25 protein-coding genes are annotated in these 25,294 nt (G+C 38.4%); 17 read left to right on the top strand and 8 right to left on the bottom strand.

What is annotated here, in order from left to right; translation table 11 throughout:
- Positions 1–159 precede the first annotated feature (159 nt).
- The 5 genes from ACXAEO_RS14360 to ACXAEO_RS14340 all read left to right on the top strand — a co-directional run bounded on the left by ACXAEO_RS14360 (position 160) and on the right by ACXAEO_RS14340 (position 5,396).
- On the top strand, positions 160–1,236 hold the full coding sequence (locus ACXAEO_RS14360; RefSeq protein WP_474882203.1) for a bifunctional 3-deoxy-7-phosphoheptulonate synthase/chorismate mutase: 1,077 nt from the start codon (positions 160–162) through the stop codon (positions 1,234–1,236).
- Positions 1,237–1,342: 106 nt separating this feature from the next.
- Positions 1,343–2,512: a chorismate synthase gene (gene aroC / locus ACXAEO_RS14355; protein ID WP_474882200.1), complete on the top strand. Its 1,170-nt coding sequence runs from the start codon at positions 1,343–1,345 to the stop codon at positions 2,510–2,512.
- Between the two features lie 155 nt (positions 2,513–2,667).
- Complete coding sequence (gene hisC / locus ACXAEO_RS14350) at positions 2,668–3,759, top strand: histidinol-phosphate transaminase (protein WP_474884171.1); 1,092 nt, start codon at positions 2,668–2,670, stop codon at positions 3,757–3,759.
- 2 nt (positions 3,760–3,761) lie between these two features.
- Positions 3,762–4,862, top strand: a complete 1,101-nt coding sequence (locus ACXAEO_RS14345) for a prephenate dehydrogenase (protein ID WP_474882198.1) — start codon at positions 3,762–3,764, stop codon at positions 4,860–4,862.
- Between the two features lie 144 nt (positions 4,863–5,006).
- Positions 5,007–5,396 carry a cytosolic protein gene (locus ACXAEO_RS14340; RefSeq protein WP_474882195.1) on the top strand — a complete coding sequence of 130 codons (390 nt, stop codon included), beginning with the start codon at positions 5,007–5,009 and terminating at the stop codon, positions 5,394–5,396.
- 85 nt (positions 5,397–5,481) lie between these two features.
- Here ACXAEO_RS14340 and ACXAEO_RS14335 read toward each other — a convergent pair whose 3' ends face one another.
- Positions 5,482–6,009 (bottom strand): ferritin-like domain-containing protein, encoded by a 528-nt coding sequence (locus ACXAEO_RS14335; RefSeq protein WP_474882193.1) that lies wholly within the window; start codon positions 6,007–6,009, stop codon positions 5,482–5,484.
- A gap of 206 nt (positions 6,010–6,215) precedes the next feature.
- Between ACXAEO_RS14335 and ACXAEO_RS14330 the strand changes: the two genes are divergently transcribed.
- Positions 6,216–6,833, top strand: a complete 618-nt coding sequence (locus ACXAEO_RS14330) for an acetate uptake transporter (protein WP_474882190.1) — start codon at positions 6,216–6,218, stop codon at positions 6,831–6,833.
- Between the two features lie 124 nt (positions 6,834–6,957).
- On the top strand, positions 6,958–7,365 hold the full coding sequence (locus ACXAEO_RS14325) for a VWA-like domain-containing protein (protein ID WP_474882187.1): 408 nt from the start codon (positions 6,958–6,960) through the stop codon (positions 7,363–7,365).
- A gap of 521 nt (positions 7,366–7,886) precedes the next feature.
- Here ACXAEO_RS14325 and ACXAEO_RS14320 read toward each other — a convergent pair.
- A complete protein-coding gene (locus ACXAEO_RS14320; RefSeq protein WP_474882185.1) occupies positions 7,887–8,213 on the bottom strand; it encodes a hypothetical protein in 327 nt (108 codons plus the stop codon).
- Between the two features lie 150 nt (positions 8,214–8,363).
- Positions 8,364–8,570 carry a hypothetical protein gene (locus tag ACXAEO_RS14315; RefSeq protein ID WP_474882181.1) on the bottom strand — a complete coding sequence of 69 codons (207 nt, stop codon included), beginning with the start codon at positions 8,568–8,570 and terminating at the stop codon, positions 8,364–8,366.
- 272 nt (positions 8,571–8,842) lie between these two features.
- On the opposite strand from ACXAEO_RS14315, the gene ACXAEO_RS14310 reads away from it, so the two are divergent.
- A complete protein-coding gene (locus tag ACXAEO_RS14310; RefSeq protein WP_474882179.1) occupies positions 8,843–10,024 on the top strand; it encodes a DUF4317 domain-containing protein in 1,182 nt (393 codons plus the stop codon).
- Between the two features lie 74 nt (positions 10,025–10,098).
- Positions 10,099–10,593 (top strand): hypothetical protein, encoded by a 495-nt coding sequence (locus ACXAEO_RS14305; RefSeq protein ID WP_474882177.1) that lies wholly within the window; start codon positions 10,099–10,101, stop codon positions 10,591–10,593.
- Between the two features lie 118 nt (positions 10,594–10,711).
- Here ACXAEO_RS14305 and ACXAEO_RS14300 read toward each other — a convergent pair whose 3' ends face one another.
- The 3 genes from ACXAEO_RS14300 to ACXAEO_RS14290 all read right to left on the bottom strand — a co-directional run bounded on the left by ACXAEO_RS14300 (position 10,712) and on the right by ACXAEO_RS14290 (position 13,823).
- A complete protein-coding gene (locus tag ACXAEO_RS14300; RefSeq protein ID WP_474882175.1) occupies positions 10,712–11,671 on the bottom strand; it encodes an L-threonine 3-dehydrogenase in 960 nt (319 codons plus the stop codon).
- Positions 11,672–11,708: 37 nt separating this feature from the next.
- Positions 11,709–12,914 carry a glycine C-acetyltransferase gene (locus ACXAEO_RS14295; RefSeq protein WP_474882173.1) on the bottom strand — a complete coding sequence of 402 codons (1,206 nt, stop codon included), beginning with the start codon at positions 12,912–12,914 and terminating at the stop codon, positions 11,709–11,711.
- A 294-nt stretch (positions 12,915–13,208) separates the two neighbouring features.
- On the bottom strand, positions 13,209–13,823 hold the full coding sequence (locus tag ACXAEO_RS14290) for a TetR/AcrR family transcriptional regulator (protein WP_474884169.1): 615 nt from the start codon (positions 13,821–13,823) through the stop codon (positions 13,209–13,211).
- Positions 13,824–14,098: 275 nt separating this feature from the next.
- Here ACXAEO_RS14290 and kynU point away from each other — a divergent pair, with 275 nt between their 5' ends.
- From kynU to kynB, 3 genes are all read left to right on the top strand, one after another.
- A complete protein-coding gene (gene kynU, locus ACXAEO_RS14285) occupies positions 14,099–15,385 on the top strand; it encodes a kynureninase (protein WP_474882171.1) in 1,287 nt (428 codons plus the stop codon).
- A gap of 37 nt (positions 15,386–15,422) precedes the next feature.
- Complete coding sequence (gene kynA / locus ACXAEO_RS14280) at positions 15,423–16,271, top strand: tryptophan 2,3-dioxygenase (RefSeq protein ID WP_474882169.1); 849 nt, start codon at positions 15,423–15,425, stop codon at positions 16,269–16,271.
- 91 nt (positions 16,272–16,362) lie between these two features.
- A complete protein-coding gene (gene kynB / locus ACXAEO_RS14275; protein ID WP_474882167.1) occupies positions 16,363–16,989 on the top strand; it encodes an arylformamidase in 627 nt (208 codons plus the stop codon).
- 131 nt (positions 16,990–17,120) lie between these two features.
- On the opposite strand, the gene ACXAEO_RS14270 is transcribed toward kynB, so the two are convergent.
- Positions 17,121–17,246 carry a hypothetical protein gene (locus tag ACXAEO_RS14270; protein WP_474882165.1) on the bottom strand — a complete coding sequence of 42 codons (126 nt, stop codon included), beginning with the start codon at positions 17,244–17,246 and terminating at the stop codon, positions 17,121–17,123.
- Positions 17,247–17,466: 220 nt separating this feature from the next.
- Between ACXAEO_RS14270 and ACXAEO_RS14265 the strand changes: the two genes are divergently transcribed.
- Positions 17,467–19,062, top strand: a complete 1,596-nt coding sequence (locus tag ACXAEO_RS14265) for an ATP-binding protein (RefSeq protein WP_474882163.1) — start codon at positions 17,467–17,469, stop codon at positions 19,060–19,062.
- Positions 19,063–19,126: 64 nt separating this feature from the next.
- On the opposite strand, the gene ACXAEO_RS14260 is transcribed toward ACXAEO_RS14265, so the two are convergent.
- The gene (locus tag ACXAEO_RS14260; RefSeq protein ID WP_474882161.1) at positions 19,127–20,434 is read right to left on the bottom strand and encodes a replication initiation protein; all 1,308 of its coding nucleotides are present in this window, start codon (positions 20,432–20,434) and stop codon (positions 19,127–19,129) included.
- Between the two features lie 1,067 nt (positions 20,435–21,501).
- On the opposite strand from ACXAEO_RS14260, the gene ACXAEO_RS14255 reads away from it, so the two are divergent.
- The 4 genes from ACXAEO_RS14255 to ACXAEO_RS14240 all read left to right on the top strand — a co-directional run bounded on the left by ACXAEO_RS14255 (position 21,502) and on the right by ACXAEO_RS14240 (position 25,294).
- Positions 21,502–22,389: a peptidylprolyl isomerase gene (locus ACXAEO_RS14255; RefSeq protein WP_474882158.1), complete on the top strand. Its 888-nt coding sequence runs from the start codon at positions 21,502–21,504 to the stop codon at positions 22,387–22,389.
- Between the two features lie 136 nt (positions 22,390–22,525).
- Complete coding sequence (locus tag ACXAEO_RS14250) at positions 22,526–23,200, top strand: response regulator transcription factor (RefSeq protein WP_474882156.1); 675 nt, start codon at positions 22,526–22,528, stop codon at positions 23,198–23,200.
- On the top strand, positions 23,190–24,611 hold the full coding sequence (locus ACXAEO_RS14245; protein WP_474882154.1) for a sensor histidine kinase: 1,422 nt from the start codon (positions 23,190–23,192) through the stop codon (positions 24,609–24,611). The genes ACXAEO_RS14250 and ACXAEO_RS14245 overlap by 11 nt, the downstream gene beginning before the upstream one ends.
- Before the next feature lie 275 nt (positions 24,612–24,886).
- Positions 24,887–25,294 (top strand): hypothetical protein, encoded by a 408-nt coding sequence (locus ACXAEO_RS14240; protein WP_474882152.1) that lies wholly within the window; start codon positions 24,887–24,889, stop codon positions 25,292–25,294.

The following is a 25,294-nucleotide window of genomic DNA, read 5'->3' as shown; positions in this document are numbered from 1 at the left end:
GGGCGATTTTTTATTTTTAAGGAGGTGAGGAACGTTTAGCAGGAGGAGAACTAGATGTTTAGTAAAATGAAAATTCATAATGTTCAATCTTAAAAACATACAAATCATTGTATTTGAAATAAAAAAATAGACAAAACGAACATTCAGGAGGAATAAACAATGAGCACAAACGAATTGACGGTATTACGAAATAAAATTGATCAAATTAATTTACAGATTTTAAAATTATTAAACGAGCGTGGGGAAATCGCTCAAGAAATTGGTCAGCAAAAGAAAAAGCAAGGCGTTAATCGATTTGATCCGGTGCGTGAAAGAGAAGCACTAGACTTAATTGCAGAGCATCATGATGGACCATTTGAATTATCAACAATTCAACATATTTTCAAAGAAATTTTTAAAGCAAGTCTCGAATTGCAGGAAGATGATCACCGTAAAGCTTTACTTGTTTCTAGAAAAGCTCGCCCTGAAAATACGATTGTTGATATAAACGGAGAAACGATTGGAGACGGACAGCAACGTTTCATTATGGGGCCATGTGCAGTAGAGAGCTACGAACAAGTAAAAGAGGTCGCAATAGCTATGAAAGAACAAGGGCTTACACTTATGCGCGGCGGTGCGTTTAAACCTCGTACTTCTCCATATGACTTCCAAGGTCTCGGGGTAGAAGGACTTCAAATTTTAAGAAAAGTGGCGGATGAAGTAGGGATGTCCATCATCAGTGAAATTGTTACACCACATGATGTAGAAATTGCGTTAGAATATGTGGATGTCATTCAAGTTGGCGCACGTAACATGCAAAATTTCGAACTACTTAAAACAGTTGGAAAAATCAATAAACCAGTTTTATTAAAACGCGGTCTTGCTGCTACAATCGAAGAGTTCATTAATGCAGCAGAATACATCATTGCACAAGGAAACGATCAAATTATCCTATGTGAACGCGGCATTCGCACATATGAAAAAGCAACAAGAAACACATTAGATATTTCCGCTGTTCCAATTTTAAAGAAAGAAACACATTTACCAGTCATCGTAGACGTGACCCATTCAACAGGAAGAAGAGACTTACTGTTGCCAACAGCCAAAGCAGCTCTTGCAATTGGAGCAGATGCGGTGATGGCCGAGGTTCACCCAGACCCAGCTGTTGCGCTGTCTGATTCCGCGCAACAAATGAATATTCCACAATTTAACGAATTTATGAATGAGTTAAATGCCTTTAAAGGAAAGTTGGCTTAACTCCTTAAACATAGCAACCGATTTGAAACGGGGATGTCGCAAGTGAGGTTTCAGACATCCCTATTGATTCAACTAGTGACAGAGATATTGAAGGAGGAAACGGGCAATGAGATATTTGACAGCAGGAGAATCACACGGACCGCAACTTACCGTTATTATCGAAGGAGTACCGGCAGGACTTGAACTGACGGCTAAAGATATTAATGAAGAATTAGCAAGACGTCAAAAAGGACACGGGCGCGGTAGAAGAATGCAAATCGAAACAGATGAAGTACAAATTTTGAGCGGTGTAAGACATGGGGTGACGCTCGGTTCTCCTATTACACTCGTTGTCGTAAATGATGATTTCAAGCATTGGACAAAAATTATGGGAGCAGAACCGTTGGAGAAGTCCTCGGTAGAAGTAAAGCGCCAAATTACAAAGCCACGTCCTGGTCATGCCGATTTAAATGGAGCGATTAAATACGGTCATCGCGATATGCGCAATGTATTAGAGCGATCTTCAGCACGGGAAACGACCGTTCGCGTAGCAGCCGGTGCGGTAGCAAAAAAAATCCTTTCATCTCTTGGTGTTCAAATTGCTGGGCACGTCCTGGAAATTGGCGGGATTCGAGCGAATATTGATGCATATCCTCCTATTGAAGAAATTCAGCAGAAAACGGAACACTCACCTGTTCGTTGTCTTGATTCAGAAGCAGAGCCACGCATGATGGAGCTTATTGATGAAGCGAAGAAAAACGGGGATTCGATCGGAGGAATTGTCGAGGTCATTGCTGAAGGAATGCCCGTTGGGGTTGGAAGCTACGTCCACTACGATCGAAAACTCGATTCAAAGCTAGCAGGAGCTGTGATGAGCATTAATGCTTTCAAAGGAGTAGAAATTGGAATGGGCTTTGAAGCGGCTCGAACACTCGGGAGCGCCGTCCATGATGAGATTACATGGAGTGAAGAACAAGGGTATATGAGAAAAACGAATCGAGCTGGCGGTCTTGAAGGTGGAATGACAACAGGAATGCCCGTTGTTGTACGCGGAGTAATGAAACCAATTCCAACACTATATAAACCATTAGAAAGTGTCGACATTGACACAAAGCAGTCATTCCAAGCGAGCATCGAACGCTCCGATAGTTGTGCTGTACCAGCAGCTGGGGTTGTAGCAGAATCGGTTGTGGCATGGGAGCTAGCCAATGCCCTCATTGAACAGTTCGGGCAAGACCAAATGGAGCGTATTCAGCAAAATATCGCTGCGCACCAAGCATACGCAAAAACCTTTTAAGAAAGGAAACTTCCAACGGTAGGGGGGTTCCTTCATCCCCTACTTCCACTTCTCCGATGACTCCAAATTTGGAAGTGGGGGCCTTACTACCCGTTAATGCGGGATGAAAATTTGAGTGAATTTATATAGTTATGAACCATGGAAGAAAGTGAGGAATAAAGATGAAGCCCCAAATTTTAATGTTGCAGCCGTACAAACCGGGAAAGTCACCAGAGGACATCCGAAAAGAATATGGTGTCGAACAAGTAGCGAAGTTGGCATCTAATGAAAATCCATTTGGTTGTTCGCCACGTGTCGAAGAAGCATTGAGAGATTCCTTTTCTCTATGTGCAGCTTATCCTGATGGAGCAGCCAATGAACTGCGTGAAAAACTGGCAGCTCGTTTAGGCGTGAAAGAAAATCAGCTTTTATTCGGAAGCGGTCTGGATGAAGTCATTCAAACCATTAGCAGAGCAATGCTGCGTGAAGGAGATAACATTGTCACCGCTGCTAATACTTTTCCTCAATATAAGCACCATGCCATTATTGAAGGGTGTGAAGTTCAAGAAATTCCATTGATTGATGGAACATTTGATCTTAATCGAATGGCAAATGCCGTAAATCTCCGGACAAAAATCGTTTGGATATGTAATCCGAATAATCCGACGGGTACATATGTGAACGAAGAAGAACTTGTTCACTTTTTACGAACGGTGCCAAAGAACACAATCGTTGTAGTAGATGAAGCGTATTACGAGTATGTCAGTAAACAAGACTACCCAAAAACCGTACCTTTGTTGCAAGAGTTTGATAATTTGTTAATATTACGCACATTTTCTAAGGCATATGGATTAGCGGCATTTCGAATTGGTTATGCCATTGGCAATAAATCCTTAATTGAAAAAATCAACATTGTGAGACTTCCATTTAACACATCAACCTTTGCACAGGCGGCTGCGGTGGCTGCCCTTGAAGATGAAGAATTTTTGCAATTTTGTACAGCGGAAAACAGAAATGGGCTAGCTCAATATGAAGAGTGGCTAACAGCAAGTGGTGTGAAGTACTATCCGTCAGAAACGAACTTTATTTTCATTTGCACAGATGATCCACAAAAGTGGTTTGAACTGCTTATCCAAAAAGGATTCATCGTCCGACCGTTTCCAAGTGGCGTACGAATTACAATTGGAACGAAAGAACAAAATGCAGCGGTGATTTCCATTTTACAAACGTTCGTAACAGAGGATGAAGAAATAAAGGTAGGGGTTTAGTTGTGACAAAACGAGTATTGCTAATCGGGACAGGACTGATTGGCGGGTCCATCGCATTGGCGATTAAACGCGAAACGAAAGCCATTATCGTAGGATATGATATTAATAAAGAGCAACTGCATAAAGCAAAAGAGCTTCAAGTCGTCGATGAAATGGCTTCAAGTTTACAAGAAGAAGCAGAGAAAGCTAGTTTAATTCTTCTTGCGTCACCGGTGGAGGAAACATTAAAGTTAATGAAGGAACTAGCCTCTTTTCATTTAAGGGAGGATGTCATCATTTCTGATGTGGGGAGTACGAAGAGCGAAATTATGGCGCAAGCGAATAATCTTTGGAAAGAGAAGGTCACTTTTATTGGTGGGCATCCGATGGCGGGATCTCATAAAGCCGGTGTCGAAAGCGCAAAAGCCCACTTATTTGAAAATGCGTTTTACGTCTTAATTCCGAACGCTTTTACATCTTTTGAAAAGGTAGAAGAGATGAAGCAATGGCTGAAAGGTACACAAGCTCATTTTCTAGTGCTTGATACGGAAGAACATGATTATATAACAGGTATTGTCAGCCATTTTCCTCATGTCATTGCTTCTGGTTTAGTGAAGCTCGTCAAAAAGCATGCGTCTGACAATCCTTTCATTAGCCTTTTAGCAGCAGGAGGTTTTCGTGACATTACACGGATTGCTTCTAGTAGTCCGAACATGTGGAAAGATATTGTAAAACAAAATCGTCGCCACATCACGACCTTTTTAGAAGAGTGGATTACGGAAATGCGTCACGTCCAAAGCATTCTGTTAAACGAAGATGAACGAGCGCTTGCTCGGTTCTTTTCAGAAGCAAAAGAATACAGAGATGCGCTTCCGGTTCGTTCAAAGGGAGCGATTCCGGCTTATTATGATTTGCATGTGGATGTTGTCGATGTTCCGGGGGAAGTGGCCCGTATTACGACGTTATTGGCAGAACATGACATCAGCATTACGAATCTTCATATTATTGAATCGAGAGAAGGGCTCCTTGGGGTATTGCGCCTTAGCTTTCAGTCCGATGAACATCGTTTACAGGCCCAAGCACTTCTTCACAAATATGAATATAAAACATATGAAGCTGCTTGAAGCTAATACGTCCACCTTATTTGAGAGGAATAATGTGAGGTTGTCTAAAAAGAAATCGTTTTTTCTTTTTCAGACCACCTCTTATTTGTTTTCACCTCAGCAGATAGTTTATGATAGAGAAGAAGTTTATGTTGAGGTGATAAGATGAAAAGTTTTACAGTACAGTTCCATCAAGCAGATGGAATCGGGCAGATGACCGTTCAAAAATTAACGGAAGCGGATTTTAATAAAGTAACTGAACAAGAAACAAGACAGTTATTTGAACTTGATACAGATGTTGGCTTTTTTATTTTTTTTGACGCGCAAGATGAGCAAGGCCAGGCTTCTTATTTGATGCTCCATTACGAAGGAGACAACGAAGATCCAAGTGCTTGCTATAGCTTTGAATTAAAAGACTTCTACCAATTCACTGCCTTATATTTGAATGATTTGCAATTTGGAAATGAAGCAGAGGAATTAGAATATGGACCAATTCAGCATTTGGCACATCTTCTGCATCATGTTTTAGAAGAAGGAAAAAACGTTCAAGTATAATAAAAACAAGAAAATGAACAGATGTTGAAACGGTGTCCAAAGGCCTTCATAAACATAAAGAGGCTATTGGGCACCGTTTTGTGTGTTATCGAAGAACTGCTTGGAAGGCAGCTAAATGATTTTTCGATGCATCGCGCAACCGTGAAAAGACATTTTGAACATTTGACGGGAGGTCCGGTAGTTTCAAAAGGTTGTCATACATGGCAATGTTATCAATTTCAGCCGTTATCCCTGCTTCAAGCGCCTCATCTACTGTTTCAGGCACCTTAATAAAGCTGGTCGCATTGTTTTCCGGAAGCATAACATTATATTGTTTAAATAAAGGCATTAACGCTTGAATATGACGCTTCTCTGCTTCTTGTATTTGAGGAAACGGGCGAACAGCACCGAATTTTTTAATGAAGGCATTATAACGTGCTTGCGCTAAATATTCATCTTGAAGAGCATAGGTGAATCCTTCATCGAAGGTCATAGAGGAATCGCTTAATGCTCCTTTTGCTCCATAGTTGGAAGGAAGAGACTGTTGAGCCAACGAAACAGTTGTTGAGCCGAATAGTAAGTAGCAGATTCCTATCAGAAGAAAAGCCAATTTTTGAAAAAATGGAATGGTCATGTCAAAACTCCTTTCATCATTTCCTATCGATAGTTTGTACGTTCTTTTCTTAACCATTCGATACAAGGCAAAACTAATTTGAAGGAAAGAGAGTATGGTGACGTTTTCAAAAAAGAAATGAAGAAAAAAAGAGGAAAAAACATTGACACATTCCGTTCATTTTTGTATCTTTTTCAAGTATGTGTTTAAAATCAGGGAGGTTCATCATGAATACAGAAAATACACAACATGTAAAAGTCGTGACAGCAGATCCATCAGCATTAGGTTTGTTTGGATTAGCAATGGTCACATTGGTCGCATCGTTTCAAAAGCTTGGTGTTACAGAAGGCGTCTCACTAGTATTACCATGGGCAATCTTTTTAGGAGGAATCGCTCAATTAATCGCATCTATTCAAGATTCCAAGCATAATAATACTTTTGGGGCAACAGCTTTTGGTGCTTTCGGTTTATTTTGGTTTGGTGTGGGAATGACATGGCTCATTCAAACAGGTGCTCTTGGAGAAGAATTGGCTGCTGCAGCTGATCCAAAACAGCTTGGCTTCGCTTTTGTCGGATATTTAATTTTCAGCATTTTCATGACAATTGGAGCAATGGGAACACATAAAGTTCTATTTATTATTTTTGTACTAATTGATTTCTTATTTATCGGTTTGTCGTTAAGTACGTTTGGAATCATGTATGAGTTTAGTCATTTATTAGCTGCTGTAGCTGAATTGTTAATTGCATTATTCTCATTTTACGGGTCTGCTGCGGCTGTTTTAAATGTTCATTTTGGACAAGTAGTACTTCCAGTTGGAAAGCCATTTGGCATTTTCAAAAAATGATTATTAAAGCCCTTTTGTTCTTGAGCAAGAGGGTTTTTATACATAAATTATATTTTGTCTCTTTAAATTTTTTTCGTGAAATGTATGCAAAATAAAGACTGTTTAACAAGATGGGGGGATCATTATGAAATGGCAAATGAATTTGCTTACGTTATTGAAAGACCGTCAGGAGCAGTCGGTCGCATTGGCCATTGACACGTCTAATCCGCCTGAGGATGCAGAACTTGTCAACAATATTATTAAGCTGTTTCAACAAGTGAAACAAGATGCAACGTTAGTTCAAGCTGATTTCAAAATTCGAAATGTATCATCGATTGACAAAGCTGAAATCAAATATTTCAAACATGGAAAAGCTTCTTATACGGAAGTGTTAGAATGGGCAGAAGCGGAAAACATCGATACGCTCTTTTACATTACAGATGTGACAGGACACTTTTATGAAGAACTCCAAGTGGACTATAAGGTATTTTGGCTTGTGCCGGATGATTTTGTTCCACGAGTTCCTTTCGGGAAAGCTATCAAAATCGCCTAATATGTTGATAAAAGAACGGCTATGGGAGCCGTTCTTTTTTTATCTTGCATGAACAAGCAATAGAATCCTTATAGATGGACGTTTCGTTATAGGGACTAGGACATGTATTCCATTTTCGGTGAAGGCTCTTTGTTTTGTTGAAAAAGTTGCTTTTCGAGGAAAAGAAATGAATTTTTGTTTGGATAAAAAGGAAATGGCTTACGAAAAAAAGAAACTACTATAATACAAAACCTTTCATCTTAGACCTTGCTTAATAAAAAATAAGCAAAGGAGAAGGTGCTAGACATGCTGTTAACAAGTAAGCCGAAAAAATGTCATCTTTGCGGGGCAAAAGAAAATTTAAAAATCTTTCCAAGCTTGTACGTGAAGAAAGCATATATTTGTAAACATGGTTGTCAGTCAAAGAGAGAGAAAATGTAAGAAGCTTCATGGGCCAAACTAAATGAATGATCCCCAACAGGACTGGGGTAAGCAATTGTGGCAGTCCTATTGGGGGTCATTTTTTTCCAAACATATAAGAATCAGCCTTTTAGAGAGTTAGCATGCTGGAATAAACGGCGCAATGCCGCAATATGCTGTTCATCTGCACGAAGAAGGTGAGGCGCCGAATGGAATGAGCGAAAACCTTTCACCAATTTCGTATATGTTTCTATCGATAAGGCATCGTCTTCTGGACGGTTCGTGAATGTTTCGGTTAAAACAGCAACCGCAATTGAATGTCCAATGGTTTCGTTCTCTTTAAATTGAGTGGAAAATTCTGTTTGAGCAAGTACAGCTGGCAGTTTCACCATGCTGAGAAGAAGGGCGATAAGCAGTAATGTTCGTTTTTGAATCAGCAGCATGTTCATTTCCAAACCTCTTTTCCTTTCTTGCCTAATAGCTGTTCAACACTATTGTTGGCCTCACCAGTAAAACCCATGTATTACAGTTCGGTTACAAACTTGTTACGGAAACTCATAAAAAAAGATGACCCAAACCATGAACTTCCATGTTTTGAGTCACTTTTTAAATTCATTAATTCGTTTATCCGCTATATCGATAAATACTCGAAGTTTATTTATTTCATTTTCGAGCAATTTTTTTGTAGCTTCGCCTTGAACATTGGAAACATCACTTTTATAATCATGTAATTCTTGTTCAAAATTATTTTTCCAATCTTGAAAATAGCTCACTTCATGTCGATGCTTTTGTGATTTAAATAGCATGAGAACCTCCCGCGGTTTTACCCCGTCTGAACGGGCAGTAAGTCACCCATTTCAATACTTTGAGTGATTGGAGAAGATAAGCAGGGGATGAAGGGAAACCCCGATTAATGAAAGTTTCCTTTATATGCGATTACGTTTATTATGCCCATAGTAAACGAAAAAAGACTTCTTTTTACGCCTTTCAAATTGGATATATATTGTTGCTTTAGATGGAAAAGCAAGTGAAAATATACATAATAGAAAATCAAAACAGCTTAGGAGAGGAAAGAACGATGAATAAAAAAGATATAGCAAACCTTCGAAAGCAATTTAAACGAGAGAATGATTTACTTAACATTACGGACATTTTCAATGTTTATATTATGAAGGAAACAAGTGAAATTTATCATCATCAAAGTCAGCCGTTTGAAATGCTGGATCAAGACCAGCAAGAATTATTTATGAATAACTTTAAAAAATTACTGGCAGGACAATTGGATGAAAAATTATTTGAGTTAAAGTTTCAGCGTCATGCTGAGCATAGCAGTCAGCTTATTCTGCATCAAGCATTACTGAGCAAGGATGTGGAAGGCTGGAAAGAACAAATGCTACTCATTGTGGAAAAAATGCTAAAAGACCGACAATATGAAATGGACATTGTTGTCACGTTTATTCGGGGAGAATACTTAAAACCGATGAAGCGCCGAAACGAAGACACAGAAGAGAGTGAACGGGATACGGTGTATTCCCATTCTTTTATTTTATGCAGTATAAATAAAACCGAAGACCCCAAAAAAGAACTGCTGTTTGATTATGTTGAGCGGGAATTTAAGTATAATTTTGTCGTAGATCCTATCATCAATCTTACTGCTCCAGTAGGAGGATTTCTTTTCCCATGTTTTACTGATAATGCTGCTGATGTGAACCACATTCTATACTCGGCAGGCAAAGCCCATGAGTTGGATTATCAGTTTATCGAGGATGTACTAAATGGTGAAGAGGCAATGACGGCAAAGGATGATAAAATCGCTTTTGAAGAAATTGTTAAAAATGTAACCGGAGATCAATTAAGCACATCAACACTTTCCAATGTATATGAAGAAATTCAACGTGTGATTGAAGAAAATGAAGAGGAAGAACCACCAAAATTAGACTACAAAGATGTCGAACGGATTTTAAAAATGAGTGGATTAGAAGATGTTAATACTGAAAAGGTAGAAACAGCGTTTCAACGAGTGCTCGATGACGAAAACTATGAGCTAAAAGCAAGCAGTGTTGTGCCAAAATATAATTCAAAATCCATTAAAATCAATACAAAAATAGCGAACATCTCCATTAGTCCGCAAGATTTAAAATACGTAAAACAGGTTCACTTGCAAGGAAAACGTTACCTTATGATTGAAGTAGAGGAAGACACGGTAATTGAAGGGTTTACGATGATTCCAGAAGCTTTTGATGGGTCCTCAGCTAAGTAAAGAGGACGTTTCCATATCCAGAACATCTCATTATTTTAAGACGAAAATGGAAATAATGAGAAGAGGGGGCTTAAATGGAGAAATTGAAGAAAGCATTACCTAAACAAGTGATCATCGGTTTAGCAATTTTTATGTTTGTAACAGTTAGTTATGGAGTTGTGTCATGGTGGGGAGGGAAAAATGCTGTTGTACAGCCAGAAACAGTGACAACGAACCTGCTTCATTCTGTTCACGAGTTAGAGGAGTTGACGGATGAAGCAGCGTTCATTGCTTATTTCCATCATTTTTATAATGAAACGGTTTGCTATGGAAGAGTGAAGACGCTCAATTGGGAAGAGCAACAGACCGCCGCTTCTGCCATTCTAAAGTCATTGACCACTATAAAGCCGGCTAACGAAGATTTAGCAAAAGATTTCAAGAACATTAATAAATTAGTACAGGAAATTGAGAACAATAAAACAGATAAAGCAAATGTGAAGACACTTCACCGTTATTTCCATGATTTGGACATTCATTATAACGGCTATAAAGAGTCTGTTCAAGTTTTCAATATTACAGAGTTTCGATGAGAAAAACAGTACTAACAATGCTTCTTCACAAGTGACATAAACCTAATTAATCAAATAGAAACGTCCGGTTATAGCATGTGGAAAACGATATAACCGGGCGTTTTATTGTTTTTATCATTTAGGCAGTAACTGAAAGTGTTGTGCCTCGAAGTTTATCAAGCATATCCTTTGTCATCGTCTGTAAATTGTATGCTGTTTTAAATCCCCATTCTTGTTTGGCACAAGTCGAGTCGATGGCGTTCGGCCAGCTGTCAGCGATGGACTGTCTAATTGGGTCCACTTTATAATGCATAACAAATTCTGGGATATGCTTTTTAATTTCAGCAGCAATATCTTCAGGTGCAAAAGTCATAGCAGACACATTGAAGGCGTTTCGATGGTGTAGTTTGGCAGGGTCTGCTTCCATTAAATCAATAACGGCATTGAGCGCATCAGGCATATACATCATATCCATGTACGTTCCTTTGGCGATATAAGAAGTATATTTTTTATGTTCTAAAGCTTTATAATAAATTTCTACAGCATAGTCTGTCGTTCCGCCGCCAGGGGGGGTTACATGTGAAATTAAGCCTGGGAAGCGAAGTCCTCGCGTATCTACCCCGAATTTATAATGATAGTAATCACATAGCAGTTCTCCTGATACTTTATTTACTCCATACATTGTAATCGGTCGTTGAAAGGTATCTTGCGGGGTCCAATCTTTTGGCGTGGTCGGACCGAATGCGCCAATGGAGCTAGGCGTGAAAAATTGACATTGACATTCCCGTGCGGTCTCTAGTGCATTCATTAACCCTCCCATATTTAAATGCCACGCTAACAGCGGCTTTTGTTCAGCTGTTGCGGACAATAAAGCGGCCAAATGAATAATGGTATCTATCTCATGCTTTTTCGCTATTTGCCCCATTGCGTTTGCATCTGTTACATCTAAAATCTCAAATGGACCGGATTGTACGACTTCATCTTCTGTTTTGCGAATATCTGTTGCAATAATATTGCTATCTCCGTAGATGCTTCGCATTTTGATCGTCAACTCGGAGCCAATCTGACCTAACGCCCCCGTGATTAAAACTTTCTTCATGAAACGTCCCCCCTTTGTTGTTCTCTCCCATTATCCCTTAAATGATTGACATTTCTTTTCCTACTTTTTCGTAAGCAGTGAGCGCACGATCAAGCATTTCTTTCGTATGAGCAGCCGTCGGCATATTACGCACTCGACCGGTTCCTTTTTGCACAGTTGGGAAGACAATCGCCTTTGCGTATACCCCTTCTTCGTTTAAGCGTTGACTGAATTGCTGAGCTTTTGCTTCGTCTCCAATGATGCAAGGTGTAATCGGTGTTGCGCTTTCTCCGATATCAAATCCGAGCTCTTTTAAGCCCTTTTTTAAATAGTCGCCATTGTCCCACAGCTGCTGCAACAATTGAGAACTATTCATGAGGATATCAATGGCTGCAATACAGGAAGCGGCGGCTCCTGGTGTGACGGCAGTGGAGAATAAAAACGGCCGGCTTCTTACTTTAAGCCAATCAATTAACTCTTTCTTACCCGCTACATAACCACCAACAACGCCAATTGCTTTTGATAACGTTCCAATTTGAAAATCCACCTTATCAGACAATCCAAAGTGTTTGACCGTTCCGGCTCCATTGCCTAACACCCCAGAACCATGTGCATCATCGACATAAGTAATTAAATCAAATTCTTCTGCAATGGCGACAACGTCAGGAAGCAGTGCAATATCTCCATCCATTGAAAAGACACCATCGGTAATAACCATGATTTTGTTATATAATCCAGATTCTTTTGCGGCTCGTGCTTTCTCTCTTAAATCCGCCATATCTGAATGGTTGTAACGAATAATCGTAGCTTTTGATAAACGGCAGCCGTCAATAATGGAGGCATGATTCAATTCGTCAGAAAGAATGGCATCCTTCTTATCCATCACTGCTGAAATGGCCGCCATATTACAATTGAATCCAGATTGATAAGCAATGGCTGCTTCTGTATGTTTGAATTCAGCGAGCTTTTCTTCCAACTTTACATGAACATTTAATGTTCCATTAATGGTCCGCACAGCTCCAGCTCCGACGCCGTATGTTTTCGTTGCTTCTAAGCAAGCATCTATTAACCTTGGATCTGTCGCTAATCCTAAATAGTTATTAGAAGACAAATTGATTAATTCTCTTCCAGCAATGTTGATGATGGGCCCGTTCGCACCTTCTACTGGATCAATGACATTGTAAAGTCCTTTTGCTTTCAAGTCCTCCAAGTTTTCTTTCAAAAACTGCGTTAATGTATTGCTTGCCATCCCATACCCCTCCATATGACCATTCAATTTGGTAACTGTATTCGTTATTTTTGTTTTGTGTTGTTTGTTCGTATACTTAAAAATCTTAAAATATACAAATGTATTTTCTGAAAGGACATCTAATGAAGAGCTAACCCCTTTATTAACAACGCTTTCAATAAATATAATAATCTAACTTTTCTGAAATGTACATATGAAAAAGACGAAAACATGATGAAAATCATTTCAAAAGACATCCGAAGAGAAGGGGATATGATAGGAAAAACCCCTCAAATATCATGACATTCGAGGGGTTTCGGCAGATGCATTCTACAAGTATATTCCAGCTGTATAAACAGCCGTAATGGTGGAAGCAATTTCTTCAACAGAGGCTTTATGTTCATTACGGACAATTTCCCATAAATACATTTCATTTGTAAAAAACCAGCCTCTTGCTACAAGTTCACTATTTAAGCTGGAGCGCGCCAGTCCATTTTGTTGAGAATAAGCGATATCTTTAGAAATACGGTGAATAAATTTTTCGCGAATTTCTTTCCATTTAGTAGCGGCCATAGGAGACATTCCGATTGCTTGTTCAAACACTTGCATCATTTTTCGCTCTTTTTCAGCTAATGTTAGAAAAGAGTATGCTTGTTTTTCGATAATTTCTTCTGCTTCTGCTTTGGAGGCAGGGGCAAACGGGGTTTCGGCAATCTTATAAAATTCCCCCATAACATCCTCCATTAAAATGATTAAAATATCGTCTTTTCCTTCAAAATGGACGTAGGCCGTTCCATATCCAACTTCTGCTTTTTTAATTATTTGGGAAATGGTCGCTTTTTGGAAGCCTTCTTGAAGAAATATCTCTTTAGCGGCCTCTAATAGCTTTTCTCTCGTCAAAATGGAGCGAAGATGACGTTTATCCATACCTTCTTTCGTATTCACATTCACTGCTTGTTAATCCTCCTCTATGTATGTTGATGATTAGCTGTACGTAAAAAGCTCCCGGTTCAGCTTCATTTCGTCCATAACTACAGGCAATCTTCCCAGATTTTTTCATCATTCTAGCATATACAGATTTTTCTTGAAACAAAATTTTTTAGGAGGGGCTGTTTACATCTTTACTTTTAGAATGTTCTGATTTGTTATTGACATAATGTCATATTGTTTGATACGCTTTCTCTAAATATTAGCAAAAATGAAGTCTAGGGGGATTATGAATGCACTCATATTCTTTTGAACCAACAGTCGAGTTTGCTCAAAGTCTTGATCAACAAGATCCATTATCAACCTTTCGCGATGAATTTTATTTGAATTCATCTTCCATTTATATGGATGGAAACTCATTAGGATTGCTTTCTAAACGAGCAGAAAAAACCTTATTGCAATCGTTAAAGGATTGGAAGGAGCTTGGAATAGATGGTTGGACACAAGGAAATCATCCATGGTTTTTTATGTCGGAAAAATTAGGAGAGATGAGTGCACCGCTTGTTGGCGCTTTGCCGGAAGAAGTAATTGTAACCGGTTCCACTACGGTGAATCTACATCAGCTTACCTCCTCTTTTTATAAGCCGAAAGGAATGCGCACGAAAATTTTAGCTGATGAGCTTACGTTCCCATCTGATATTTATGCGCTGCAAAGTCAGCTACGTCTTCATGGATATGACCCTGATACGCATTTAATTCGTGTGAAAAGTCGGGACGGACGCTTTTTAGAAGAAGAGGATATTATCGCCGCTATGACGGATGAAATTGCGTTAATTGTGCTTCCAACTGTGTTATATCGGAGTGGCCAAATTTTAGACATGAAGCGATTGACAGAAGAAGCTCATAAAAGGGGGATTTTAATTGGATTCGATGGTTGTCATTCTGTTGGAGCCATTCCTCACTCCTTCAGCGAGTGGCAAGTCGACTTCGCTTATTGGTGTAACTATAAGCATTTAAATGGTGGCCCCGGTTGTGTTGGCGGCTTGTATGTCAATCAAAAACACTTTGGTACCCATCCAGGACTGGCCGGATGGTTCGGGTCAAGAAAGGATAAACAATTTGATATGGAGCATACATTGACACCGGCTGAAACGGCGGGCGCTTTCCAAATTGGAACTCCTCACGTACTAAGTCTTGCCCCGCTGATTGGTTCTCTTGAAATATTTAAAGAAGCGGGAATTGAAAATATTCGTAAAAAATCGCTGTTTATTACTCGCTATTTAATGGATTTGATTCAGCATGAATTGGCTGACATAGGCTTTACAATTGGAAATCCAAAAGAGGATGTACGCCGAGGTGCCCATATTAGTCTTGAGCATCCAGAAGCCGCTCGAATTTGTAAGGCGTTAAAAGAGAACGGAATCATTCCAGATTTTCGTGCTCCTAACATTATCCGTTTAGCACCTGTCGCTTTATACACTTCCTATGAAGAGGTATGGAAAGTCGTCCAAACCCTTAAAACCATTATGACGGATAAACAATATGAAAAATTTGCGAATGAGCGTGAAGTGGTCGCTTAAAGTGGAATATCTTGAAGGGTAAAGGGAGGAAAAGAGAATGAAAAACAATAAAGAAACAGCATCATCAAGCTTAGAAAAAAACATTCGGACCGATTTTCAACAAGACATGTCTTACGGCGATTATTTACACCTTGATAAAATATTATCGGGCCAACACCGACTATCTGATCACCATGATGAAATGCTGTTCATTATTATCCATCAAGCGAGCGAACTATGGATGAAGCTAATTTTACATGAGCTTACAGCAGCGACTGAATGCATTCGCCGCAATGAGTTAGAGCCTTCTTTTAAGATGCTGTCCCGCGTCTCAAAAATTCAGCAGCAATTAATTCAGTCATGGAGCGTGTTATCTACGTTAACACCAGCTGAGTATATGGAATTTCGGGATAAGTTAGGGCATTCGTCAGGCTTTCAATCTTACCAAAATCGCCTCATTGAGTTCGGTCTTGGAAATAAGAATGCTCATACATTGTTAGTGTATCAACATGAAGCAGAGCTTTATGAAAGATTGAAGAACGCGTTGAATGAACCAAGTATTTATGATGTAGCCATTAATGCACTTGCGGTTCGAGGATTGCCGATTGATGAAAAAGCTTTAAATCGAGATTGGTCTAAAAACTATGAACCAAATGATAGTGTAGAACAAGCCTGGTTGACCGTGTATCGCAATGTTGATCAATATTGGGATTTGTATGAACTAGCTGAAAAACTTGTAGACATTGGGAGCCAGCAACAGTTCTGGCGCTATAATCATATGAATACAGTGGAAAGAATTATTGGTCATAAGCAGGGAACAGGCGGGTCATCTGGCGTTACATATTTAAAACGTGCCCTTGATCATCATTTCTTCCCTGAGTTATGGAGCTTAAGAACAAAGCTCTAAACAATTGTGGGGGGACCTGTCAATCGCAATCATGATGCGTACAGATTCCTCCTAATAGGATATGTATGAATATGTGAATGGAGGAATCGGGATGGGGAAGTGGATTGATATTTCACAGCGATTAGATGAACATACCGCTGTTTGGCCGGGGGATACACCTTTTACATATAAAATGAACTGGAGCAAAGCTGAAAGTGGTTCGGTTAATGTTGGCCAAATTACGATGAGCATTCATACAGGTACACATATTGATGCTCCCTTTCACTTTGATAATGAAGGAAAAAAAGTGACAGAATTGGATATTAATCTGTATATCGGTCCGGCACGTGTTATTCGATTGGAAGAGAAGACAAGCATTGGTGTGGAAGATTTTCATGAGGTAGATTTAAGCGGGGTGACACGCTTACTCATTTATACGGGAGCTTGGAAAAACCGTCATGTTTTTCCAACAGTCATTCCACATCTTCACCCCGAACTTGCTGCATATCTTTCCAAATGTGGCGTTCGATTGATTGGGCTCGACTTACCGTCTGTTGATCCTTTAGATAGTAAGGAGTTGTCCGCTCATCATGAGCTTACTCGTCATGGATTGCATATTTTAGAAGGGATTATCTTGGACGATGTTGAAGAGGGAGATTATGAATTAGCAGCTCTCCCACTCGCACTTGCCGAAGCAGACGGCAGTCCTGTGCGGGCCGTATTGAAAAAAATTGACTAGCTAGCATAAGAAAAGGCAAACAACTCCTTCGACGAGCGGTTTGCCTTTTTGTTTAGAGACCTTCGCTTGCAACAGAATTTGTGTGATTGTTCAAAATGCAAACAACCATCGGATGACGAAAAATCGCCATTTTACTGTTTAGAATTTTGCCGTTTTGTTGGATGAATCGCTTTTTCCATCTCTTCAGCAGCCATGACTGTCTTAGCTGTATCGGCATTCGGCTTCCCTTTTTGAGAGCCTTGCTTTGATTTTGCCATTCATATCACTCCAATCTTCGTAACGTCGTACAGGATAGGTTGTGAAATAGTGGGATGAAATATGCAAATTTCTTGATGAGAATCCTCTATTACGTTGCTAATGGCAACGACTATAAAAACATGTTATTATTTGGTTTTTCTTCTTAACTCCTTTCTCTTTCTGACCTATAATAGATAATAGAAACTGTATGGAAAATAGGGATGTCAGGAGACACAAATAATGAAAGATACTATTCTAGATTTTGAAACTCTTAAAAAGGAATGTCAGGAACGGGGGATGGACCCTCTTGAGATCCCACCCTTCCCTTATTTTTTAAGTGACGAAGAATTACAAAAAAAGCGTTTTGAATATCGGGAAATTTTACAAGTAGTTGAGCATTTTTTAGATAAATTGCTGTTATCCATAGAAGGAATCCCTATTTTAACGTGTGTAACCGATGAAAGAGGTTACGTATTGCAATTTTTAGGTGACGAAACGATTAAAAGCATGGTTGCACACCTCGGGCTTAAAGAAGGGGTGCTCTTTACGGAAGAATATAATGGGATTAATGCTCTTAGTTTATCATTAAAGCATGAAGCCCCCGTACAAATCGTCGGAGATCAGCATTATCACCATGTTCTACACTCATCAGCCTGTTATTGTGTCCCTATTAAAAATCGAATAGATGGGCGAGTACTTGGAACAGTGTCGCTTATGACGGGGGCAGAGTATGACAATCCACTCCTATTACCCATGCTATTAACAGTGAATGATTCGATTGAGCGCGAATTGAAGCTTTTGCGACAAAACTATCAATTAAATGTTTTAAATGAAATTATTATGGATACAACAAGAAACGGGATTATGATTGTGGATGCCGATGGAAAACTTGTTGGTTACAATATTCATGCAGAACAGTTAACAGGAATAGAGAATAAGAGCGTTCTCCATCAGAATATTGATCAATTTCCTCTTTTCGGAGCGTATTTAAAAGAGGTGCTCATCAATCAGCAACTTTATACAGACGTTGAGATATCTTTTACTAGAAAAGATGAACATGTATTGACCTTTTTATTAGACGCCTTGCCAATTTTTGATAAACAGCAATATTTAGTTGGAGCTTTTGCGCAATTTCGTGATATTACAGAACGTAAGCAGACAGAAAGTATGTTGTTGAACTCAGAAAAACTGGCAGTTGTCGGTCAGTTGGCGGCAAGTGTCGCTCATGAAATTCGCAACCCGTTAACAACAATTCGTGGATTCATTCAATTTACAGCAGAAAACTTTTCTAATAGTGAGCATCACCAACTCATTCTTTCTGAACTTGACCGGATTAACTTTATCATTAGTGAATTTTTAATTTTATCAAAGCCTCACGTGTTGAATTATCAAAAAAGAGATGTCTTACAAGCTTTGAACGAAACGATTGTTTTATTTCAAGCACAAGCTACCATGAATAATATTAACGTGCATGTGGAGGTAAAAGAGTCTGAACTAATTGTCAAATGTGATGAAAATCAATTAAAACAAATATTTATGAACGTCTTAAAAAATAGCATGGAGGCTCTTCCATACGGAGGCAATATTACGGTAAGAGCGTGGAAGGGAAAAAGTGAATCCGTAGTCATTGAAATTGAGGATGATGGGTATGGGATGGAAGAAGAACAAATTCAAAATTTAGGAAAGCCTTTTTACACAACAAAAGAAACGGGAACAGGTTTAGGGTACATGGTCATTAATCAAATCATTGAACACCATCGCGGCCATATCAATATTCAAAGTGAGCGAGATAAAGGAACAAAAGTCCAAGTAACAATCCCGTTATCTTTTGAATAAAAATTACGATATTCTTGATAAAAACCCCCTTATGGTCGAAAAAACGACCATAAGGGGGTTTTTATCAAGAAAGATGTTCTAAAATGACTTCTTGGTAAAATCTGCGTAAAAGATCGTTCTGGAAATCATCAAATAGTCGAACAGGCAAGCCGAGTTCTTTTCTTTTTTTTATATCCATTCGAATCGTATTTTTCACTTCTTCCGCTGCAATGTTGTCGGGATGTTCTTTTCCTGTTGCCAAGCTTTTTTTCAATTCATATACTTCAAGACAGTGATGCTCAAAGGCGGCTTGTGATTCAAAGCGATTCAAATAGGAAGCTTGCTGTTCATCATTGGTCTGCTGTTTCATAAAGCGTGGAACCATTTCTTTTCGAATAACTCCTCGTTTTTTCGGCTTCCATCCTTTTTTGACGGCTGACAATAAATAACCAGGAATGTTGTCAATTTCTTTTGTTTCCAAACGCTGTTGCGTATATTCCAGAGCATTCTGAATGCGTTCTTTGTCATACTGAGTTAAGAGAGATTCAGCTACCGCTTTTTCCATATTGTGTTGCAAAAGTTGATTCAATAAACTTTGCTCTGTTTCGTCCCAACTTTTATGACTCTCAGTGATGGATACATCAAGCTGTTCTTCTGTTTCATTGTTCGTTTCTAATAAAGGCACTTCTTCATTATCTTTCGGAATAATACGGAATTCGATTGCTGTTACTTTTCGTCCGCTTTTCACTTCTCGAAATTCAAAATTCATGTCTGTCACTTCGTTAATGTCTTCTTGGGCTTTTGACAAAATTCGGTTTTTAAAATGGCCGTATTGCTTATATGTATTTGGCTCAAGACCAATCCATTCCCTTAATGTTTCAAGAGGAATGGTTCGAGTTTTATGTCGTAAAAACTGATACTGCTTTAACAGTTCATAAATTCGAATTGAGTAAAACGAACTCAGCTGCAAAATGTACTTGAGCTGATAAGACGTAAATCTTTTTTTCATATTAAGCAAGAAAGGTTTCAATTTAGAGGAAATTTCTAATTCAACGTAACCTTCACCTGGAAAATATTCTGCACTGGCGAGCCAATTGACAACGAGTGTTGATTTATCTTGTTTAATCGGAATGGTTTTTTCCTGGAGGCCTGTAATAATTTCACGAATATATTGATAAATATTCCCCTTAATTCCAACCATATTGGCAAATTCTTTTACGGTGAATTTATAAACTTGAAAATGTTCATCATCAGGTTCCACCATACTAATGAGTGTATGGATAATCCGCGTCTCTTGAAGAGATAATTTATAAGCGGTCTCAATTAAGTCATTGGACTTTGTTACCTTATGATTAGGACTGATTTTTTTCTCCTGTTTCACGACATCCTGCATCTAGCTGCCTCCTAACTATCACTAATTCTAATGGATTGTGATAATTCCATCAATCAAAAATTACTTTAAAAAACGTATAAAATTTGTGATAGTTGATTTTTCTAGCTATAAGAAATGGGAGAGTTTCAAACTAAATTAAATAATAAGATCGAGATTAGGCGATTTTTCATGGACTATATTTATGAAATTTTACAAAATGTTATATAAACCGACTAGAATTTTGGATCCTTTTTGTTTCTCATAGAACTTTTCTTAGGAAAAAGGAATGATAAAAAATGTGATAGTTTGCATAAAAAGTGTGAGGGTTTAAAGATAAAAAACGTGAGGGTTTGTATAAAAAATGTGATAGTTTGAGATAAAAAACGTGAGGGTTTGTATAAAAAATGTGATAGTTTGGGATAAAATGAGTGAGGGTTTGTATAAAAAATGTGATAGTTTGGGATAAAAAACGTGAGGGTTTGTATAAAAAATGTGATAGTTTGGGGTAAAATGTGTGAGGATTTGCATAAAAAGTGTGATAGTTTAGGATAAAATGAGTGAGGGTTTGCATAAAAAATGTGATAGTTCAAATAAAGAGTGTGAGATTTTAAAGATAAAAAGTGTGAGGATTCGAATGAAAAGTGCGATAGTTCAAATAAAAAGTGTGAGAATAAAGATAAAAAATGTGAGAGTTTGAACAAAATCTGTGATAGTTCAAATAAAAAATGTGAGGATTAATACGGAAAAACGTTGTTATATCAAGTTTTTAAAAGTTCTAAAACAAAAAAACAAGAAATCATTTAAACAATATAAACAAGTAAACAAAATATATTTAAACAACATAAACAAACCAAAGAATACGTTTATTCTATTACATATGAAACTGTATGATAAATAATCAAAATTTATCATGTGCGATATAAGAAATTGTATAATTAACAACTCGTTTCTTAAGTGGTTAGTAATCCCTTTTCACCATATTTTCATTTTTGAAGTTTACAATAATAAATGGAAAAAGAACGGTTAAACGAAATGGACTGTTAAAAGTAAAAGTGATGAATGCAGTTTTTAAAAGGAGAGAATAAAAGATGGGAAAATGGAAAGAGAAAAAAATATATATGGTGATAGGAGCCTTTATCGTCGGCATCATCGTTTTGTTTACAACCGTCTTTGATGAAAAAGAAGTTGTTGCACGTGTAGATGGTACAGATATTAGCAAAGAACAATTATACGATATGCTTGTACAACAAAGTGGACAAGCAGCACTTGATGTACTTATTGATCAAACGATCATTCAACAAGAAGGAGAAAAACAAAAAATTGGTGTGACGGAAGAAGAACTTGAACAGGAATTGCAAGAATTAGAAGAAACTTACGGAGGCGAAGAAGCGCTGAAGGAAGCATTGGAGATGAGCGGCATTTCTTTAACAGATGTAAAAAAGGATCTTTCCTTGAATTTGATAATTGAAAAACTTCTTCAATCTAGAATTTCCGTGACAGAAGAGGAAATGACGACATATTTTGAAGAAAACGAAGAATTGTTTGCGACAGCGGAGCAAGTAAAGGCAAGTCATATTTTAGTAGAAGATGAGGCAACAGCGAAAAAAGTGAAAGACGAGTTGGCTAGCGGGGGAGATTTTTCCATATTGGCGAAAGAATATTCAATAGATACAACAACAAAGGAGCAAGGAGGAGACCTTGGTTTCTTTACAAAAGGGGACATGGTAGCAGAATTTGAGCAAGCGGCTTTTTCATTAAAGCAAGATGAAATTAGTGAACCCGTCCAAACAGAATATGGTTATCATATTATTAAGCTAGTCGAGAAACAAGAAGCACAAAAAGCAAATTATGAAGAAAATAAAAGTGAAATTAAAGCGTTATTAACAAGCGAGAAAATGCAAACAGAATATGCAACATGGCTGGAGGAGAAAAAGGCCGAATACCAGATTGAAAACTTTCTTGTGGATGGAAATTAAAAATATTGTACAAGAAGACGGCAGGTCGTATAAAAGACTGCCGTCTTAAGCAGCGCTATGGAATCTTCTTTCACCATCTAGTGAGGAGAAAGGAGAATTAGTGATAAAATAAAAAAGCGGAAAGGAGTTTGAATAGATGAATATTCTTTTGGCAGAAGATGATCTGCAACTTGGTGAATTAATAGCATTTATGTTAAAGAAAAAAGGCGGGTACAAGGTCGATTGGGTAATGGAAGGGGAGGATGCGTATGATTATGCAACGGCTTCTCATTACGACCTCCTTATTCTAGATTGGATGATGCCAAACGGAGATGGCGTAGATGTGTGTCGACGTTTGCGAAAAGCAGGATATTCGGGCGCTATTTTAATGCTTACAGCGAAAGATTCCCTTGAAGATCGAATTGAAGGTTTAGATTCAGGTGCGGACGATTACCTCGTTAAACCATTTGAAATCGATGAACTTCTTGCACGATTACGAGCGCTTTCCCGGCGAAATTATGCTCCAATTGTAGAAGAAGAACTTCGTATTAATGATATCGTGTTAAATCGAACGAGCCAAACGATTGTGAACGGAGAAGAAAATATTCAACTAAGTCCTCGCGAGTTCCAGTTGTTAGATTTTCTCGTTCAGAATAAAGGACAAGTTTTGCCGCGAGAAACGATTTTGGATCGAGTGTGGGGATATGATGCGGATGTATCGGTTAAAACAATTGACGCTACCGTTAAATTGCTTCGAAAAAAGCTTGGTCTAATTGGAAAGCAAGAAGCGATTCAAAGTATAAGAGGGGTAGGGTATAAGTTTGAAATTTAATCTCCGTTCACTTATACGTGATTGGCGAAATCGTCCAGAGCAAGATGTATTTACACGTACGCAAAATCGTTTAACGCTTTCATATAGTGGATTGCTGATGCTTTTTCTCGTTCTATTCATTATTGTTGTGTATTTATTGCTTTATACTGTTATTTTGAATGGACAGAAACGGGAATTAACAGAAACGGCAAATCAAGAAGCACGAATTTTGGAAAATTATTTAATCCAAAATAACTATCGGAGCCTTCAAGGAATTCAAAACCAAGAATTAGTACTAGCAGGAGTGGACCAATTTTTTTACTATGTCATAAACCCTGAAGGTGAATTAATTATGGGGGATGAAAAGGTTCTCGTACTGCGTAAAGATTTATTTGGTCTTTTAAAAGGGTGGGTTCCGAATCGAAATGAAATCCGTCAAGAAACACTACAAGCTACTTATCCTGAATTAAGACCAAAAGGCGAAGGGATGGGAGCTGAACTGCGTCCTCCTGCAAAACAGCATGAAATTCAGTTGATGATCGCAGGTCGTCCGATGTTTTATAAAGGACAATTTATCGGTATGCTTTATATCGGGAAAGATATTACATTTGCGTATCAATTATTTAAAATGCTCTTTATTATTTTAGTAGCACTTGTCATTCTTTTTTCTGGAATTGCTTTCTATTTAAGTCGTGTCATGTCTAAAAAGGCAATGGTTCCGATTACAGGAGCTTTTACGAAACAGCGGGAATTTGTAGCCGATGCCTCCCATGAACTTCGGACACCGTTAAGTGTAATGTTGTCTTCCATTGATGCAATGGAAATGACCATGGATACGGAGGAAGATGATTTTTCCAAGAAGTTGTTAGTGAACATGAGAAATGAAGTGAAAAGGATGACGAAATTAGTGAGTGATTTATTGACACTAGCTCGCTCGGATTCCGGTACGATAGAAAGAGTGAATGAAACGTTTAATTTTCGACCGCCTGCCGAAAAAGCGCTTCAATCTGTTGAGATGCTCGCAGCAGCGAAGCAAATTCAACTTCATTTAAGCGCTCCCAAGACGATGGTCATCAATGGCGATCCGGAGAGATTAACGCAATTGCTCTATATATTACTGGATAATGGCATTAAGTACACGCCAAATGGTGGAGAAGTTCGTCTCCTTCTGTCGATTGAATCATCGGAGCATCCTCCTGTCATGTGTATTCAAGTAAAAGATACGGGAATTGGTATTAAACCAGAAGATCATGCTCGTATATTTGACCGTTTTTATCGGGCAGATAAAGCACGTACAAGACAAATGGGAGGACATGGATTAGGCTTATCCATCGCCAAATGGATTGTAGAAGCACATGGAGGAACGATTCAAGTGTCAAGTGAAATCGGCCAAGGGAGTACCTTTACGATCCGAATTCCATTTACTAAGTGAGAGAATAGATAGGAAGCACTCAATATTTTGAGAAAGTAAGAACAGCTGAGGATCTTACTTAGAAAATTAGACCTGACCGTTCAAAACGGTCAGGTCTAATTAATTATATATACTTCATTTTATCATTCCACACCTCTTTATTTTTGGGGAAGGTGTTCCCAAGTGATTATTGAGACCTTCTGAATAATTAATCTTCTAAATCGATCTAGTTTTCACTGATTTTTCATTTTCCTTTATTACAATGCTAGTATCAAGAAAGGGAAGGAGGAGAAACAATGAAAACTCAAGTACAAAAGAGCATATTATGGATTGCTGGCGTAATTGTTGCATTCACAACCATTAAGTTTCTAATGAACTTCTTCGGAGGTTTCTTCTTTTATAATGCTCCATTGCATTATCAGTCAATGGGCAGGGGGCATGGTCCGAGCTTTGGGCACCACCATTTTATGTCTGGCCCGCATCATGGAGGTTTTCATTTAATGGGGTGGATCGTATTTTTGATTGTAGGAGTTGCCGCTTTCCTTTTATGGAGACGATTTAAGCAGAAAAAAGCAAACCGTTTTTATGAAGCGTCTATGATGAAAGAACCGATTTTGCACGAAGCTTCTCATATCAACACGAACCATACAGATGTATTGGATGAGTGGGAAAAAAATCAAACCACCAAAAAGGAGAATGAATAA

This window comes from Bacillus sp. ABA4_010 (assembly GCF_056159105.1).
The sequence above is the reverse complement of the archived record's forward strand: the minus strand, read 5'-3'. Positions and strand labels throughout refer to the sequence as shown.